The sequence below is a fragment of the Bradyrhizobium sp. USDA 3311 genome, assembly GCF_054062495.1.
The window spans coordinates 250,657-264,464 of the sequence record NZ_JBSSFI010000001.1 but is presented as its reverse complement, the minus strand read 5'-3'; the positions used below and the strand labels follow the sequence as shown (position 1 = coordinate 264,464).

8 protein-coding genes and 9 pseudogenes are annotated in these 13,808 nt (G+C 59.3%); 11 read left to right on the top strand and 6 right to left on the bottom strand.

Annotated elements, in window-relative coordinates; genetic code table 11:
• Window positions 1-164: 164 nt before the first annotated feature.
• A pseudogene (locus tag ACVWW6_RS01300) lies at window positions 165-427 on the top strand (transposase); the annotation flags it as partial.
• Between the two features lie 236 nt (window positions 428-663).
• On the opposite strand, the gene ACVWW6_RS01295 reads toward ACVWW6_RS01300, so the two are convergent.
• Both ACVWW6_RS01295 and ACVWW6_RS01290 read right to left on the bottom strand, forming a co-directional pair.
• Window positions 664-966: a transposase gene (locus tag ACVWW6_RS01295; protein WP_245570279.1), complete on the bottom strand. Its 303-nt coding sequence runs from the start codon at window positions 964-966 to the stop codon at window positions 664-666.
• 43 nt (window positions 967-1,009) lie between these two features.
• Window positions 1,010-1,552: pseudogene (locus ACVWW6_RS01290) on the bottom strand (IS110 family RNA-guided transposase); the annotation flags it as partial.
• Between the two features lie 222 nt (window positions 1,553-1,774).
• Here ACVWW6_RS01290 and ACVWW6_RS01285 point away from each other — a divergent pair.
• Window positions 1,775-2,146, top strand: a pseudogene (locus tag ACVWW6_RS01285) (IS3 family transposase); the annotation flags it as partial.
• A gap of 44 nt (window positions 2,147-2,190) precedes the next feature.
• On the opposite strand, the pseudogene ACVWW6_RS01280 reads toward ACVWW6_RS01285, so the two are convergent.
• Window positions 2,191-3,394: pseudogene (locus ACVWW6_RS01280) on the bottom strand (IS110 family RNA-guided transposase).
• Window positions 3,395-3,634: 240 nt separating this feature from the next.
• On the opposite strand from ACVWW6_RS01280, the pseudogene ACVWW6_RS01275 reads away from it, so the two are divergent.
• A pseudogene (locus ACVWW6_RS01275) lies at window positions 3,635-3,741 on the top strand (integrase core domain-containing protein); the annotation flags it as partial.
• Between the two features lie 35 nt (window positions 3,742-3,776).
• Here the strand turns inward: ACVWW6_RS01275 and ACVWW6_RS01270 are convergent.
• Window positions 3,777-4,820, bottom strand: coding sequence for a hypothetical protein (locus ACVWW6_RS01270; RefSeq protein WP_271565843.1), 1,044 nt, complete (start codon window positions 4,818-4,820; stop codon window positions 3,777-3,779).
• A gap of 224 nt (window positions 4,821-5,044) precedes the next feature.
• Between ACVWW6_RS01270 and tnpB the strand changes: the two genes are divergently transcribed.
• Window positions 5,045-5,374, top strand: a complete 330-nt coding sequence (gene tnpB / locus ACVWW6_RS01265) for an IS66 family insertion sequence element accessory protein TnpB (protein ID WP_097669723.1) — start codon at window positions 5,045-5,047, stop codon at window positions 5,372-5,374.
• A gap of 493 nt (window positions 5,375-5,867) precedes the next feature.
• Window positions 5,868-7,559, top strand: coding sequence for an outer membrane beta-barrel protein (locus tag ACVWW6_RS01260; protein ID WP_097669724.1), 1,692 nt, complete (start codon window positions 5,868-5,870; stop codon window positions 7,557-7,559).
• Window positions 7,560-7,778: 219 nt separating this feature from the next.
• Here ACVWW6_RS01260 and ACVWW6_RS01255 read toward each other — a convergent pair.
• A pseudogene (locus ACVWW6_RS01255) lies at window positions 7,779-8,635 on the bottom strand (Mu transposase domain-containing protein); the annotation flags it as partial.
• Window positions 8,636-8,708: 73 nt separating this feature from the next.
• Between ACVWW6_RS01255 and ACVWW6_RS01250 the strand changes: the two are divergent.
• The 6 genes and pseudogenes from ACVWW6_RS01250 to ACVWW6_RS01225 all read left to right on the top strand — a co-directional run.
• A complete protein-coding gene (locus ACVWW6_RS01250) occupies window positions 8,709-9,158 on the top strand; it encodes a hypothetical protein (RefSeq protein WP_456679963.1) in 450 nt (149 codons plus the stop codon).
• Window positions 9,159-9,543: 385 nt separating this feature from the next.
• Window positions 9,544-10,428: an ABC transporter substrate-binding protein gene (locus ACVWW6_RS01245; RefSeq protein ID WP_456679962.1), complete on the top strand. Its 885-nt coding sequence runs from the start codon at window positions 9,544-9,546 to the stop codon at window positions 10,426-10,428.
• Window positions 10,340-10,883: pseudogene (locus ACVWW6_RS01240) on the top strand (FAD-binding protein). Before ACVWW6_RS01245 ends, ACVWW6_RS01240 begins: the two are co-directional and overlap by 89 nt.
• A gap of 330 nt (window positions 10,884-11,213) precedes the next feature.
• Complete coding sequence (locus ACVWW6_RS01235; RefSeq protein ID WP_097669726.1) at window positions 11,214-11,690, top strand: Lrp/AsnC family transcriptional regulator; 477 nt, start codon at window positions 11,214-11,216, stop codon at window positions 11,688-11,690.
• A gap of 129 nt (window positions 11,691-11,819) precedes the next feature.
• Complete coding sequence (locus ACVWW6_RS01230; RefSeq protein WP_161533254.1) at window positions 11,820-12,593, top strand: IS5 family transposase; 774 nt, start codon at window positions 11,820-11,822, stop codon at window positions 12,591-12,593.
• 42 nt (window positions 12,594-12,635) lie between these two features.
• Window positions 12,636-12,932: pseudogene (locus ACVWW6_RS01225) on the top strand (pyruvate kinase); the annotation flags it as partial.
• 294 nt (window positions 12,933-13,226) lie between these two features.
• On the opposite strand, the pseudogene ACVWW6_RS01220 reads toward ACVWW6_RS01225, so the two are convergent.
• Window positions 13,227-13,475: pseudogene (locus ACVWW6_RS01220) on the bottom strand (ATP-binding protein); the annotation flags it as partial.
• Between the last annotated feature and the right edge of the window lie 333 nt (window positions 13,476-13,808).

Genomic DNA, 13,808 nt, shown 5'->3' with positions numbered 1-13,808 from the left:
GCGTGGGGATGGTCGAGTTCGTATGATCTGTCGTGGCATCCGCCCTCCAGGTCGGGTGACTACGCCGAAGAGCTTGAACCGACCATTCAACCGAATCCCATCGTGTGGCGGCTTTGCCGACCACGAACAGAAGCAAGGTACCCGCGGCACGCGCTCTTAAGGGATTGACAGAAGCAGACCGAATACAGAAGCAGATTATCGCGGTGTTGAAGGAGCATGAGGCCGGGGCTAAGACGGCTGACTTCGCTCGCAAGCACGGGATCTCCGAAGCGACGATCAACAATTGGAAGGCCAAATTTGGCGGCATGGATGTCTCCGAGGCCAAGCGGCTGAGGCATTGGAGGAGGAGAACGCGAAGCTGAAGAAGCTTCTTGCCGAGCAGATGTTCGATGCGGCAGCGCTTCGCGAGCTCCTTTCAAAAAATGTATGACCCGCCCCGCCCGTGCAAGGGTCGTTTCGATCAGGACGATGCAGTCTGCACAAATGTATCCGGCCTCTTGCAAGTGGGCCGCTGTTGCGGCCAGGCCATGATGAGATCCGCGCGTGCCGTTCCCAGATAAATGGTCCGGGCTCAAAACCCGCTTTTTTGCACAGGGCTTACGGCGCGCCGATCGACTGTCTCGTCATCACTTTCACGAGCCTCGCAGTCTGGAATAAACGGGATCAGCTAAAGGCCGGATCCCGCCGTTCGTAGCTTGCGCCGGGCTTAGTCATCACTACCCACGCGATCCGCGCAATCTTTGCCGCCAGGGCGACGGTGACCTTGTTAGTGTGCATGCGTGCCTGAAGTCCATCAAGCCAGGCGCGAAGGTGATATCGCGAGCGATCAAGGTGTGTCACGCAGGAGCGGGCGCCGTGGATGATCATCCGGCGCAGATATCGGTTGCCGCGCTTGCTTATCCCCAGCAGCTTCGTTTTGCCTCCCGTAGAGTATTCTCTGGGAACAAGACCCAGCCAAGCTGCCATATCGCGGGCCTTTTTGAACTGTCGGGCAGATCCAGCTGCTGCCAAAAAGCGCCGTCGCCGCGAGGGGACCAATGCCCGGGATAGTCATTAATCGACGTGCGGTATCGCTTTGAGAGGCAATCGCCTCAATCTCGCGGTTGACTTCAGCAATCCGCAGCTCCAGCTGCCGCAGCTCGTCGAATGTAGATGCAAGAATGCGACGCATGGCCGACGTTAGATCATTCGATTCATCTGCCAAAACCCTCGGCAGATCTGCCTTGCACTTGCCGGCGCCCTGGTGAATAGCGATCCCATATTCTAGGCAAAAAGCCCGCATCTGATTTATGAGACACGTCCGTTGCGAAATCATCCTATCGCGAACACGATGCAGCGCTTGTAGGTCAATGTGTTCAGGCGACCGTATCTCGACGAAGCGCATTGTTGGTCGCGTCACTGCTTCCGCGATCGCTGCGGCATCGATGATGTCACTTTTGTTGGACTTTACATAAGGCTTGACGAATTGAGCCGGAATAATGCGGACGGTATGCCCCATCGCGGCGATCTTGCGTGCCAACCATTGCGAGCCGGAGCAGGCTTCCATCCCCACCAGAGCCGGCCCGGCGCGTTCGAAGAACTGCAAGACCTCGCCGAAACGTCGCCTTCTGGATCGGCATTCCGGCGGCGTCGAGCCCAACGACGTGGAAAAGGTTCTTGCCAATATCGATCCCAAACACCGTTGCCGGCCTGGGTTTGTTCCGTGTCCTCATTGCTTCCTCCTTTTAAAGGCCAACTCAGTCTGACCGAGAGGATGGGGCGGGTCATCCCATTAATGGTAGGGCCCGCCGCCGAGCGCGCTGCGGTCGCGCATCTGCAGGCTGTCATGAGCCTGTCGGAACGGCGGGCCTGCTCGATCGTGGGCGCGGATCGGAAGATGATCCGCTATCGCTCCAGCCGTCCTCCGGACGCGGCTCTTCGTGGCCGGCTGCGTGACCTCGCCAACGAGCGGCGACGTTTTGGCTACCGCCGGCTGTTCGTCCTGCTGCGCCGGGAGGGCGAGCCGTCGGGGATCAATCGGATCTACCTGCTTTATCGCGAGGAAGGGCTCATTGTCCGCAAGCGGCGGGCTCGCCGCAAGGCCGTGGGGACCCGAGCCCCGATCCTGGTCGAGGCGAGGCCCAACGCGCGCTGGTCGCTGGACTTCTCAAGGCCGGGCTAGCCAACCGACACGGATGTTGTAGACAAGCCCTATGTCGCGGAAGCCTTGCTGTGTCGGGATCGTGGCTTTGCCCGCCACCGGGACGTGAACCTCGTGTACTCCTTCTCGGCGGATTCCACGCGTGCTCGTTCCTCAGCCCTCTTCGCGGGGATGTTTTAATCATAGGCCGATCCACGCTTGGCATGGCTGGTGGGTAATCCAGCGCGCAGTTCGATGCTCCGGAACTTGCGCGCCAGCAGGGCCGGCCTGGTCCAGATGTAGTCAGTGCTCTTGGTCAGCATATGCCAGATGATCATCGCCAGCTTCCGCGCCGTCGCGACTGCCGCGATGTGCTTGCCGCGTCGTGAAGCCACGCGCTGGAAGAATGCACGCAGCGGTCCCGGCGAACGGGCTACAGCCCATGCTGCTTCGACGAGCATTCCGCGAGCTTGGCCGCGGCCCTGCTCGGTGATCCTGCCATGGTAGGCGGAGCCCTCGCCAGACTGCCTTACGCTCGGGTTTAGCCCCAGGTAGCTCACCAGCCTGGTCGGATCGGCAAAGCGCCGAATGTCGCCGACGGCCGCGGCCACGCCCGAAGCCACCGTCATGTCCACACCCGGGAGCGTCATCAGCCGCCGAATGATCGGATCGGACATCGCTTCACGCGCGATATCCGCCTCGACCTCCTTCAACGAACCCTGGATCAGGTCGATCTGCGCCAGGTGCCGCTCGATTGCGGCACGCTCGTCGGCAGGTACAATCTGGGCGGCGATCCACCTGCGACCGCTGATCCCTACAAGGTTGAGGTGTGGACAGGGCGGAATGAGGTGGGCGTGAAGGATCGACTGAATGAGGTTCTTCAAGCGTACCCGCTGACGCACGAGCTGCGCGTCGCAGGGCCATAGTGCGCTGATCGGGTACCCAGACCTCCGGAAGAAATCCGGTGGCGTACAACTTCGCGAGCACGGCGGCATCAATCGCATCCGTCTTGATCTTTGCGTGCGCGATCCACCGCACCTGCTTCGGGTTGGCGATGACAACACGGTCGACATACGGCGCCAGAACTTCGACAACGGCCGCGGCATTGCCAGTCGCCTCGACGACCACGTGATCATCATGGGTGAGTTCCTTCCTGGCGAAAGCCTCCAAGCTGTCACGAGTCATGGGAATGCGGCCGAGCTTCGTTAGATGTCCCTCGAGCAGCGCCACGGCCTCGGCCGCCACGCGATGGATGTCCATGCCAATGATGCGCATCTCTCCCTCCATGGTCAGTGCGAAAGGGAGCTGCGGGCAACACGACAATTACGGATCCGCGCTCGCAGCGCATCCGGGCTAGTCGCAGGGGCGGCCAGATAACGACCTCGAACTCGCAGTTCATGTCAGTGCGACGGCCTGCCCGCACTTGCGTGCTCCCGGTGCCCCGAGGCCCGGATCGGTCTACGCTAATGGGCTAGATCGAGTCTGGAAACACGGGACACCGGCTACATCATGCCGGATAGCGCCTTTATCGAGGCGTTCAACGCCGCTTCCGGGCCGAATGCCTCAACGCCCATTGGTTCCTGTCCCTTGCAGACGCCCAGGAAAAAGTGGAGACTTGGCGCTGATACTACAACTGCGCATCAGAACACCCATCTGGCTATGTGATTGAAGAGAAGAGAGTTTGTTGAGCGGGATGCGATCCCGCGGGGTATTTTGGGTTCTGTCGCGCTCGTTCGGCGATAGATTGAGCAGCAGTGGTTATCAGCCAGGTGTGGGCGAAGATCCAAGGACTATCCGGAAGAGGATGGATGGATTCGATCTCGCCGGCTTCAGCGGCCAGCCGGAGCGTCTTAGGCGCGATCTTCGGGAGCTTTGCGGCGTTGCCAAGGTTGAGCCATGGCTCGATCCCGTCCTCGGCAGGCTTGAACACCGCGATGTGGTAGTTCGAGCGCATTGATGTGACGCGCTCGCGGGTCCAGCGATTGCCGTTACCGGTCTTGAGGCCGTTGCGATTGAGGAGGCCGGCAATCAGATCGTCGCTGGCGATCAGCACCAGTTGACGCACGGCCTGGACGATATCGGCAGAGGTGCTGTTGCGCTGTCCGCGCCGGCGCTTCGGCAAGCGCAACTCGCTGTGGGCGCCCCCCACCCAATGGACGATGAGAACGATCTCCGAGGCCGCGTCGTCGATATCGGCCACGACCTCATGGATGAGGGTGCGCACAATGCGCTTCTTGAGGCGAGCATCCGTCGTCGGCGCATCCCAGACCGTTTTGAGGTTCGAGGCCAGAACGCCGAGCGAGACTGGATCGGCAATGGGGGCGGGCGTCGCCGCATCATGCATGGCGATCTTGGCCTCAACCTCCGCCGCGTGAGCGAGCGCCCTGTTCCAGCGCGCTTCCAGCTCACTGGCCACCAGCCGGTTCGCGGGATCAGCGGCATCGTATTGCCGGAAAGCCCTGTCGGCGGCATAGCGCGCCGCTTCGAGGTCGCAACTGAGAGCATCGCGTACCTGATCGCGCCGTTCCCTGGCTCCCTTGGCGGCAGCGGTTGCGGCGGCGACAGCGCCCGGACCGACGACTCCAAGCAGCGATTCCTCGATGGCGTCATCGACGCGCAGTCCGCCGAAGGCGATGCAGTGGGCCCCGCCATTATCCATCCAGGCACGGTTGCAGCTGTAGCGCGGGATATGGTTCTCCATGCCGGAGTACCGGAGTGTGAGCTTAACGACCGCAGCGCGTGCAGCGGACTGTCGTTCGTGCCGGTGGTGTCGGAATCAGCGTTGCCGGCGGCCACAGAGCCCTCCGGGTCGCCGGAGGCAGCCATTGTGACGGTTGAGTTCCAGGGCGCGCGCGTGGAGTTGCGCGGGGCGCCTGGCCTTGCTGTGTTGAGCGATGTGTTGCTGGCACTGCGACGGACACGTTCATGCTGACGATGCCCGCGAGCCTCATGATCTATGTGGCGACGCAGCCTGTCGACTTCAGGAAGGGTGCGGAGGGCTTAGCGTTGCTGGCGAAGGAGACGCTGGGCCATGACCCGATGAAGGGCGTGGCGGTGGTGTTCCGTGCGAAGCGCGCCGATCGGGTGAAGATTGTCGTCTGGGATGGCAGCGGCCTTGTGATGTACTGGAAGCGGCTTGATGGCAGTAGCTTCAAATGGCCTCCCATCATGGCCGGCGTGATGCGGATGAATGCGTCCAGCTGTCAGCACTTCTGGGCGGCATGGATTGGACGCGCATGCACGCGCCTCACCTGAGATCGCGATGAAGGTAAGGGCGAGTGTTGCACGCGCCGGAGCGACGCTGATGGACATTTTCAGAGCGGTCAAGGCGGAGGCGTGCTTGTTTAAATGGGACCCAGGTCGCGATCGCCAAGTAGTAAAGCGCGACGCCGCAGAATTCACCCTCGTTGCTACCACCTGACGCGCCGATCGCATCGACGGACCTCACCACACACTCCTTGGAGTGGACCCATGTCAGCGCCGGACGCCCGACGGGCTTCTGTGTTAGCCGCCGGGTACACGCGCCTTGACACTGCGATGATTGCGCACCTCGGCGCTCAAACGCCCGACTTGTCGCAGCTGTGACCGGTCTTGTCGGCTATCCGACGTGGCCATGGAAAAAAACATCGAATACGCAGTATTCAGGGTGGCACGGATTCTGCTCACTGCGACCGTCATGGGAGCGGCGCCAGAACAACGACCGTTCGGGCTACGTTGCGAATGGCGCGCATGTTGTTTGTGAGGTGATATGCGAAGTGGAGTTCTTGTTTGCGGCGCGGCAGTAGTTTCGCTTGCAACATGCAGTCTCGCTAACTCAGCGGACCTGACCCCGGCGGCGAGAGTCTCGTCGACATTGTGGAGCTGGACTGGAGGATATGTTGGCTTTCACGGCGGTGGTGGTTATGGCCGCACGTCCTTCACCAATCCCTACGGGCCATCAATCTATGGCGACATCGTCAACACGCCAATATTCCTCGCCGGCGGTCAGATCGGCTACAATTGGCAAAGCAACGGATGGGTTCTTGGCGCCGAGTTGGATGTAAGCCATGCTGTGTCCGACGGCACAAATAGCTGTCTTGCCTTCTCCGGTAATGTTGTGATCGCCACCTGCAAGGCAGGTCCGAACGTCTTTGTCACAGGCACCGCTCGGATCGGTTACACTTTTGGTGCCCAGGGTCGCACGCTCACCTATGCCAAGGCCGGCGCAGCCTGGCAGAACAATCGCGGGAGCATCGCTAACAATGACGAATTTCACGATGACGGGTCTCCCGGATTTCCGCAGCACACTACGCAATTTGACTACGGTCGTTTCGGATGGACTGTCGGATTCGGTGTGGAGCAAGCCTTGACGGCCGCTTGGTCGCTCAAATTTGAATACGACTATATGAGGTTTGCTGGACCGCCCCTGGCGACGCCTCCGACCATGCAGTTCCCGCCGCTCGCCGTCATCCCCGCCAGCGCAAGCAACTTATCGAGCAGTTACCAAGTTGGAAAGATCGGCTTGAATTATCATTTCGGAAGCGGCCCGAGTCAGCCGGAATGGTCCCGTGGATCGCTGTTCAACGACGGAGGGGGGGGCGGTCATCGTGCATATCCCGATGATTGGTCGATTGAAGGCGGCTCACGGGTCTGGCTCAGCAGGGGAACATTCCAATGGGACTACAATCTTCCACCTCTGATGCCTGGCGATAGCGTCATTCCGAGTTCGAGGCTCACCTATCATGGGCTGGACGGCATTTCCGGCGAGCTTTTCGCACGTCTTGATAGTCCCTGGGGAATATTCATGAAGGGCAATGTTGGCCTCGGACGCTTCGAGAAGGGAAAGATGAACGACGAGGATTCAAGTCTCAGCGGCCTCGGCTATACCAACACGTTATCAGACCAGGCGAATGGGAAATTCATGTACTACACGGCCGACGCCGGATATGACTTTCTGCGCGATAAGGCCTACAAATTAGGCGCCTTTTTCGGATGGGGCTACTACGGCCAAAAATCGGATTCCAGGGGATGCGCGCAGATCGCCTCGCCGGTGGGGCCGTGCGCGGTACCGCTATCGAAACGGCTCACCGGCAGTCAAGACACCAATTGGAATGCGCCGCGTATCGGCATGAGCGCAGAGGCGATGCTGCTCGAGCGCTGGCGCGTGAGCGCCGACGTTGCTTACCTGCCGTGGACCGACTTTACTGGTCGCGACAACCATCTTCTACGCCCTGAAACAGCTTTCTACGATCAGCGCGGGCGAAGTGGTGCAGGCGTTCAGGTGGAAGGAACATTGTCTTACTTTCTCAGCAAAAACTTCAGCATTGGTGTTGGGGCCCGGTATTGGGCGATGTGGACCGGGGGGGACAGCGATGTCTCTTTCAATTACGGTGCACACACCCCTGCGAAGTACAGCATGGAGCGTTGGGGAACGTTCTTTCAGACCTCCTACAAGTTTTGACTGAATCGGGCAGCAAGCCCGGGCAGGCCAAATGTTTTTGTGGCCGGCCTAGACCGGAGGGACGGCAGCGCTATATATGAGCGCTGCCGCGGCTCCCGAGCTCGATTGAAATTCGAGTCGTGTCTCAGTTTGAAGTTTCGAACGGTTCCCGCCCATGTAGGGACCGTGCAGCCCCCGCCCATTCGGGTGTCAATTAGCGCCACCGCATCTTCGTACTTCGAGGGCTTCGGCACAGGCGGCTTCCACCGCGGGCAGACCGTCAGTCAGCAAGGCGTTGAGGATGTCGACCATCTGCCGATTGCCGTCGTCAGTGCTGGCAAGCCCGCGCCGGATCCGCTCAAGTGCGGCCGGCAGCACCCAATCCTTGAAGGGAGCACCACTGCGCAAAGCGCCGGGTTTGCGAGCCAGCACCGGCACATAATGCCAGGGATCGGAGGTCGTCTCGCCGCGTCCGAAGGATCGTGGATGCTCCGCAAGGATCCTTCCATCCTGGCGGATCACGATGCGATCGGTATAGCCTGGACCTCGACCGGGCGTCCGACTGCGCTGCCTGCGACTGAGTAATTGTTGTTATCGAAGCGCACCAGGCAAGTCTTCGTCGATGCCGTCACCGCATGGAGGCCGTCGAAGCGCGGCATAAGGAACGAGTTGGGCCGTTCGGTTTCGAACACGTCCCAGATCGTCTGATCGGCCAGCTCCGGATGGCGATGAGCCTTGGCGTAGGCGACGCATTTGTCGAGCAGCCAGGCGTTTAGCTCGTCCATGTTTTTGAACTGCAGCCGCGGCGTGAAGAAACGTTCTTGGAACAGCCCGACCTGGTTCTCGACATGGCCCTTCTCCCAGCCCGACGCCGGCGAGCAGGCAACCGGGTCCATCAGATAGTGGCTGCACATCTGCTGAAAGCGGCGATTCTAGCGACGATCCTTGTCGACAAAGATCGTCTTCACCGCGGTCTTCATGCTGTCGTTGATGCCCCGGCCGCAGATGACCTTGAACAGGGCGAACGCCCCTTCGTGGGCATCGAACACCATCTCGTGCGTCTCCCGCGGATAGGCCCGCACGAACAGCATGCGGCTGCGGGTGGTCCAAAGTTCGGTCTCGCTGCATCGGCGGCGAAAACTCTAGCAAAAAAGGGAGGACGAAATTGATATGGCGCGTCTCGCGGCATGGCACACGAAAGGCGTTACAGAGAGTGCTTTTGTGTCATTGTGCCAGACCCCCTCGCGACTGCTCCTTTCAAAGGACGACAGCGAGCATGGCGCGAACGGGATTGCAAAGAATGCTAAGAAGCTGCACGCTTATACGGTACCAAGCGTCACCGCCTGGCCGATCAAAAAGATCAACGATATTCTAGAGCGTGGGCATGCTCCCGGAGATGAGGAGCTGCGAGATTGGTTAGGGGGAATACCGAGCGAGGAGACCGAGGTCTTGTTTCTGGGTGGCAATCTAGCTGATTATTGGACAGCCAGCGAGGATAATCCGAACATGGCTAGCACACCGCAAGATCGTACGCCGATCAAGAAAGCAAGGATCAGCTTCGATACGCCGGAGATGATGACGGACTCTCGAACTCATTGCCCCTCGGAGTCCGGCCACTGACCCTCTCAGTCCTGAAGAGCTATCGACTGCGGTCGAATCGCGTGGGACTGGCACCCCTGCTTTCAGCTATTTGGAAGTCAAGCGTGCCGAGCGCATGCGCGTCCGGTCCCAAGGCCGGGCCCCTCGTCAGGTCGATGCCAAGTCAGCGAAAGCGATCATGCTTTGCCGAGAAGGACCTGTTTCACGGAACCCGACCGTGATGCTGTCTTACCCACCAGGTGCATCGGTCGGCACCAAGCGTGAATTTGGATCTTACCCAATGTTACCCAACGTGGTTTGAAAACCGCCTCAAGGCGGAAAAATGACGGATTAGCATCCCTGCACCGCGACCCTGGAAGAGGAGGGCGCGTGGGTTTACGGGCCAAAGAGCCTAGAGGAGGGAATGATGACAAGGAAGCTCGCCGCTTCTCGCGGTTATAGGATGAGTTTTGCCCGAAACGTTCTCGTCTGCACCACGCTTTTGGCTGGAACGGCCGTGGTATTCACCCAAGTCAGGGCGGACGACATCAACTGGCGCCAGTTTGAAGGCGCCTCGATCGTCTGGGCCTATGACATTCATCCGTATGCCGACGCGGTCGCAGCACAGTTGCCGGAGTTCGAGAAGCTCACGGGCATCAAGGTGACGCCGGAGCTTTATCCGGATGATGCCTATTGGAATAAGTTGACAATCCAGCTCAGTACTAAGTCACCGGGTTGGGACGTCGTGGGGACGGGAATTCAACCAGCTTGGGATCTTGCGCCAGGTCAATTGCTTGAGCCGCTCGACAGTTATCTGAACGATCCGAAACTCACGGCGGCGGGCTACGACTACCAGGATTTCTTCCCTGCACTTCGGGATGCGCTGACCTGGAAGGTCAAAGAAGGGCAGATCGAGCCGGGAAGCGGACAGGTCTGGGCCATTGCGCATGGCTTTGAGAACATCCAGCTGTTCTACCGCAAGGACATTCTCGACAAGTACGGCGTTGAAATCCCAACGGCTCCGCCGGAGATGTCCGCGGCCTGCGAAAAACTGAAGGCCGCGGACCCCGAGATCACACCTCTGGGCGTGCGCGGGGACCGTCTCGCGCGCGGCGGCGGACGCAGAGAAATCATCCGGCCAAATTCCAAGTGTGATCGGCTCGCGACGAGCAGGTTCAGAAGCAAATTGGTAGAGGTCGAGCGCCCGCGGCCGGATCGAGCGGATGATGCGCCGGGCGGGCATAAGCCAATTTGCATGGATTTCAGATCCAACACGCAGTACCAGCCTCTGCGTGGCTTGGCGGGCGCATGAAACGATTGCTGAGCTCGCAAAGCAGCCGGGACTAGATCCCGCTGTGCTTCAAAAGACGATCGAGGAACACAACGGGCACGCTGCCCAAGGACGGGATCCCCTCTTTAAGCGTGGGGAATCGGCTTTCAATCGCACGCTCGGCGATCCGACCGTCGGAAAAAATCCAAATCTTGGACCAATCAAAGACGGACCATTTATCGCGCTGCCGATCGTTCCGGCAACGCTTGGCACGGCGACCGGATTGGCGACGGACTTACGGAAGCGTCCTGGATGCACAAGGCAACGCAATCCAGGGTCTTTATGCTTGCGGGAACGACATGACGTCGCCGATGCGCGGAATTTATCCTGGGGCAGGCATAACAATCGGTCCCGCCATCGTATTCGCATATCGCACCGTCAACGCAATAGTGCTTTCCGCTGATCAGGAGCAAAAAGCCGTCGCCTCCAGAGGTTGACCGTCTACCACACTCGTCTGTGGCGGGGAATATGTGCTCGGGTCCGGGGCGCGCATCGATAGAAACGTCGGCCCCGACCCGCGACATCCTCGAGAGGGCGGCCGGGTTCGAGTTTGGTGAGCCCCGGCGGAGGGGGAGATCGCCGCATCGACCGTCTTCGATGTATCGCAAAGAGCTGGGCTCCCAACAGGTATTCCAAGACATATGACAGCGGGAAAAATCGATCGTTCAACAGCTAGGCGGCGTAGTGAGGAGTCGAAAATGTCAGGACGAGCGGCCCAGGCGTCTGCTTCCCCGACGCGATCGCAATCCGCTGGCCGCGAGGCAGTGATGCAACTCGACAAGATCGATTTTCGTCTTCTTGATCTCGTCCAACGAGACAATCGCCTCTGTAGTGAACAACTTGGAGGGAAGGTCGGCCTATCCGCATCCGGAGTTCAACGTCGGCTGAAGCGCCTTCGATCGACGGGCGTCATAGAGGCCGACGTTTCCATCATTTCTCCAAAAGCAATTGGGCGGAATGTGACTGCAGTGGTTCTCATTTGCTTGGAGCGCGCGCGTGCCGATACCGTTGATCGTCTAAAGAGGCAAATTAGCAAGATGCCTGAAGTGATGAGCGCATTCTACGTTACAGGTCTGGCTGACCTCGTCTTGCTAGTTACCGTAAACGATATGGAAGATTACGAGCGGTTTGCCCGGCGCCTTACAGACGAAAGTTCAGACATAAAGCGCATTGAAACAATGGTTGTCGTGGATCGGTTCAAAGTAGGATTTACTTTGCCAATAGCCTCCATCGCATGGTGTTGAGCGACTGACGAAGAGGACATTGGCTTGCTCAACTACCGTCGACCGCAGTCCGTAATGGTCTGCTTTGGTCTTTATGGCTAGAACCTATCTCAAAATTGAAGATCAGCGTCGATCGGCTATAAAGGAAAGATGATTCGGCTGACGGACGAGCAATGGGAGCGCATCCGGAAACACTTTCCGGAAGAGCACCTTGCCGACGGCCGGCCGGGCCGGAAGCCGATTGCGACGCGTCAAGTTCTCGAAGCCGCTCTTTGGATTTTGAACACGGGCGCGCAGTGGCACATGCTGCCGCAGTGCTATCCGAACTATAAGACCGTACATCGTCGCTTTCAGAACTGGTGTCGCAATGAAGTGTTGCGACGCGTTCTGACCGATATCGCCAACGAACTTCGCGAGAAAGGCTTGCTCGACGAAGAGGAGTGTTTCATCGACGCGACCTTTGCGATGGCCAAAGGCGGCGGTGCAGAGATCGGCCCAACGAGGCGCGGAAAGGGCTTAAAAATCATGGCGATTGTGGATCGCCACGGTTTGCCGCTTTCAGTGAGCACGCATGCCGCGAACCATCACGAAGTGCGCTTGGTACAGCTCTGCTTCGACTTCTACATGATCGAGGCCAAGCCAGAGAACCTGATCGGCGACCGCGCCTATGACAGCGATGCGCTCGACGATGAACTGCGGTCACAAGGCATCGAGATGATCGCGCCACATCGTTCAAACCGAGTGAGGTCGCTCACCCAGGACGGCCGCAGGCTCCGTCGTTATACTCGGCGTTGGCTAGTCGAACGCTTCTTCGCCTGGATACAGTGGCGGCGGCGCCTGCTGGTCCGCTGGGAGTTCTATCCGCAAAACTTCCTCGGCTTCGTCCAGCTCGCTTGCCTGCTGATCCTGTTTCGACAATTTTGAGATAGGTTCTAGATAGATCACAATCTTCGGATGGGGGATACGTTGCGTCGCTCGCGTCACGCCAAGATCGTGGCAACAGTCGGTCCGGCAAGTGCCGAGCCTGAGAAGATACGTGCTCTCTACCTTTCCGGGGTAGATACCTTTCGGCTAAACTCACGGAACCCACGAAGACCACGCAAGAGTTATGTGTGTATCCGTGAACTCGAGCCGGAATTCGTCCGGCCGATAGGCATCCTGCAGGATCTTTTGCGTGCTGGAGAAACGGTCCGCCTTGTGATCGATGGAGCCAAAGGAGCAAAGCAATCGATATCCTTGCCTCATCCGGAGATTTTAAAGGCCACGGCGATCCACGTCTTTTGCGTCTGCGTATTCCAGGGATGGTGATCAGTGATTCCAGGCGATCGTGATCACGGTTTCCAGACGATGGCGATCACTTGCGGAGGCGAACACGACTGACGTGTTGATGTGTGCTGGAAATGGTCTTCCTGGTCAAGACGGGCGGAGAGGGTTTGGAGATCGGTCCATCGGTCCATGGGAGGGCCCCGCGCGCGGCGCGGAGTGGCCCCCACGAGCGACGCAGCGGCGCGCGCGGGAGGGACCTGTGGGCCGGTGGGGCGATCGGGCGCGCGGTGGTCACGCTGTTGTCCTATCGTGGGCCCGTCGGCGCAGGCTGTCGCCCTTGAGCTCGATGCGGTGGGCGTTGTGAATGATGCGGTCCAATATGGCGTCGCCGAGTGTGGGATCGGCAATCACGTCATGCCATTGCGGCACGGGAACCTGACTCGTGATCAACAATGATCCCTTGTCGTAGCGGTCATCGACGATCTCGAGTAGATCACGGCGTTGGTCGGCAGTGAGCGCTTCGGGTCCCCAGTCGTCGAGTCACGTTGAGCTCAACGTGATTGGACTTATGTGCAGCGCGCAGTGATGTGGAGCGATATAGATCTCCCCGCTATTAACAGCCGCTTCGACCGTCCCTACTCAACATAACTGACGACGGTAGCGTGGTTCTCTCTCGTTCATCCGAAGGAGGCAACCATGCTCGAACACTTATTCCGGAAGGTTCACGCGGGTTACACGGCATCGCCCAATGGCACTTTGTTGGAAGATTTCGCTACTTGGCTCATCTCGGCTGGCTACGCCCGATCTACGGCCTGCCACCACGTACGAGGCCTAAAGGAAGCTCTCGACCGGATGTGTTCAACGCGGCTTGAT

Bases quoted from the DNA above. Each gene is read 5' to 3' on its own strand.
- ACVWW6_RS01230 (WP_161533254.1), top strand. From the start codon at position 11,820: ATGATTCGGCTGACGGACGAGCAATGGGAGCGCATCCGGAAACACTTT.
- ACVWW6_RS01295 (WP_245570279.1), bottom strand. From the start codon at position 966: ATGGCAGCTTGGCTGGGTCTTGTTCCCAGAGAATACTCTACGGGAGGC.
- ACVWW6_RS01270 (WP_271565843.1), bottom strand. From the start codon at position 4,820: ATGGAGAACCATATCCCGCGCTACAGCTGCAACCGTGCCTGGATGGAT.
- ACVWW6_RS01250 (WP_456679963.1), top strand. From the start codon at position 8,709: ATGGCGCGTCTCGCGGCATGGCACACGAAAGGCGTTACAGAGAGTGCT.
- tnpB (WP_097669723.1), top strand. From the start codon at position 5,045: ATGCTGACGATGCCCGCGAGCCTCATGATCTATGTGGCGACGCAGCCT.
- ACVWW6_RS01260 (WP_097669724.1), top strand. From the start codon at position 5,868: ATGCGAAGTGGAGTTCTTGTTTGCGGCGCGGCAGTAGTTTCGCTTGCA.
- ACVWW6_RS01235 (WP_097669726.1), top strand. From the start codon at position 11,214: ATGCAACTCGACAAGATCGATTTTCGTCTTCTTGATCTCGTCCAACGA.
- ACVWW6_RS01245 (WP_456679962.1), top strand. From the start codon at position 9,544: ATGACAAGGAAGCTCGCCGCTTCTCGCGGTTATAGGATGAGTTTTGCC.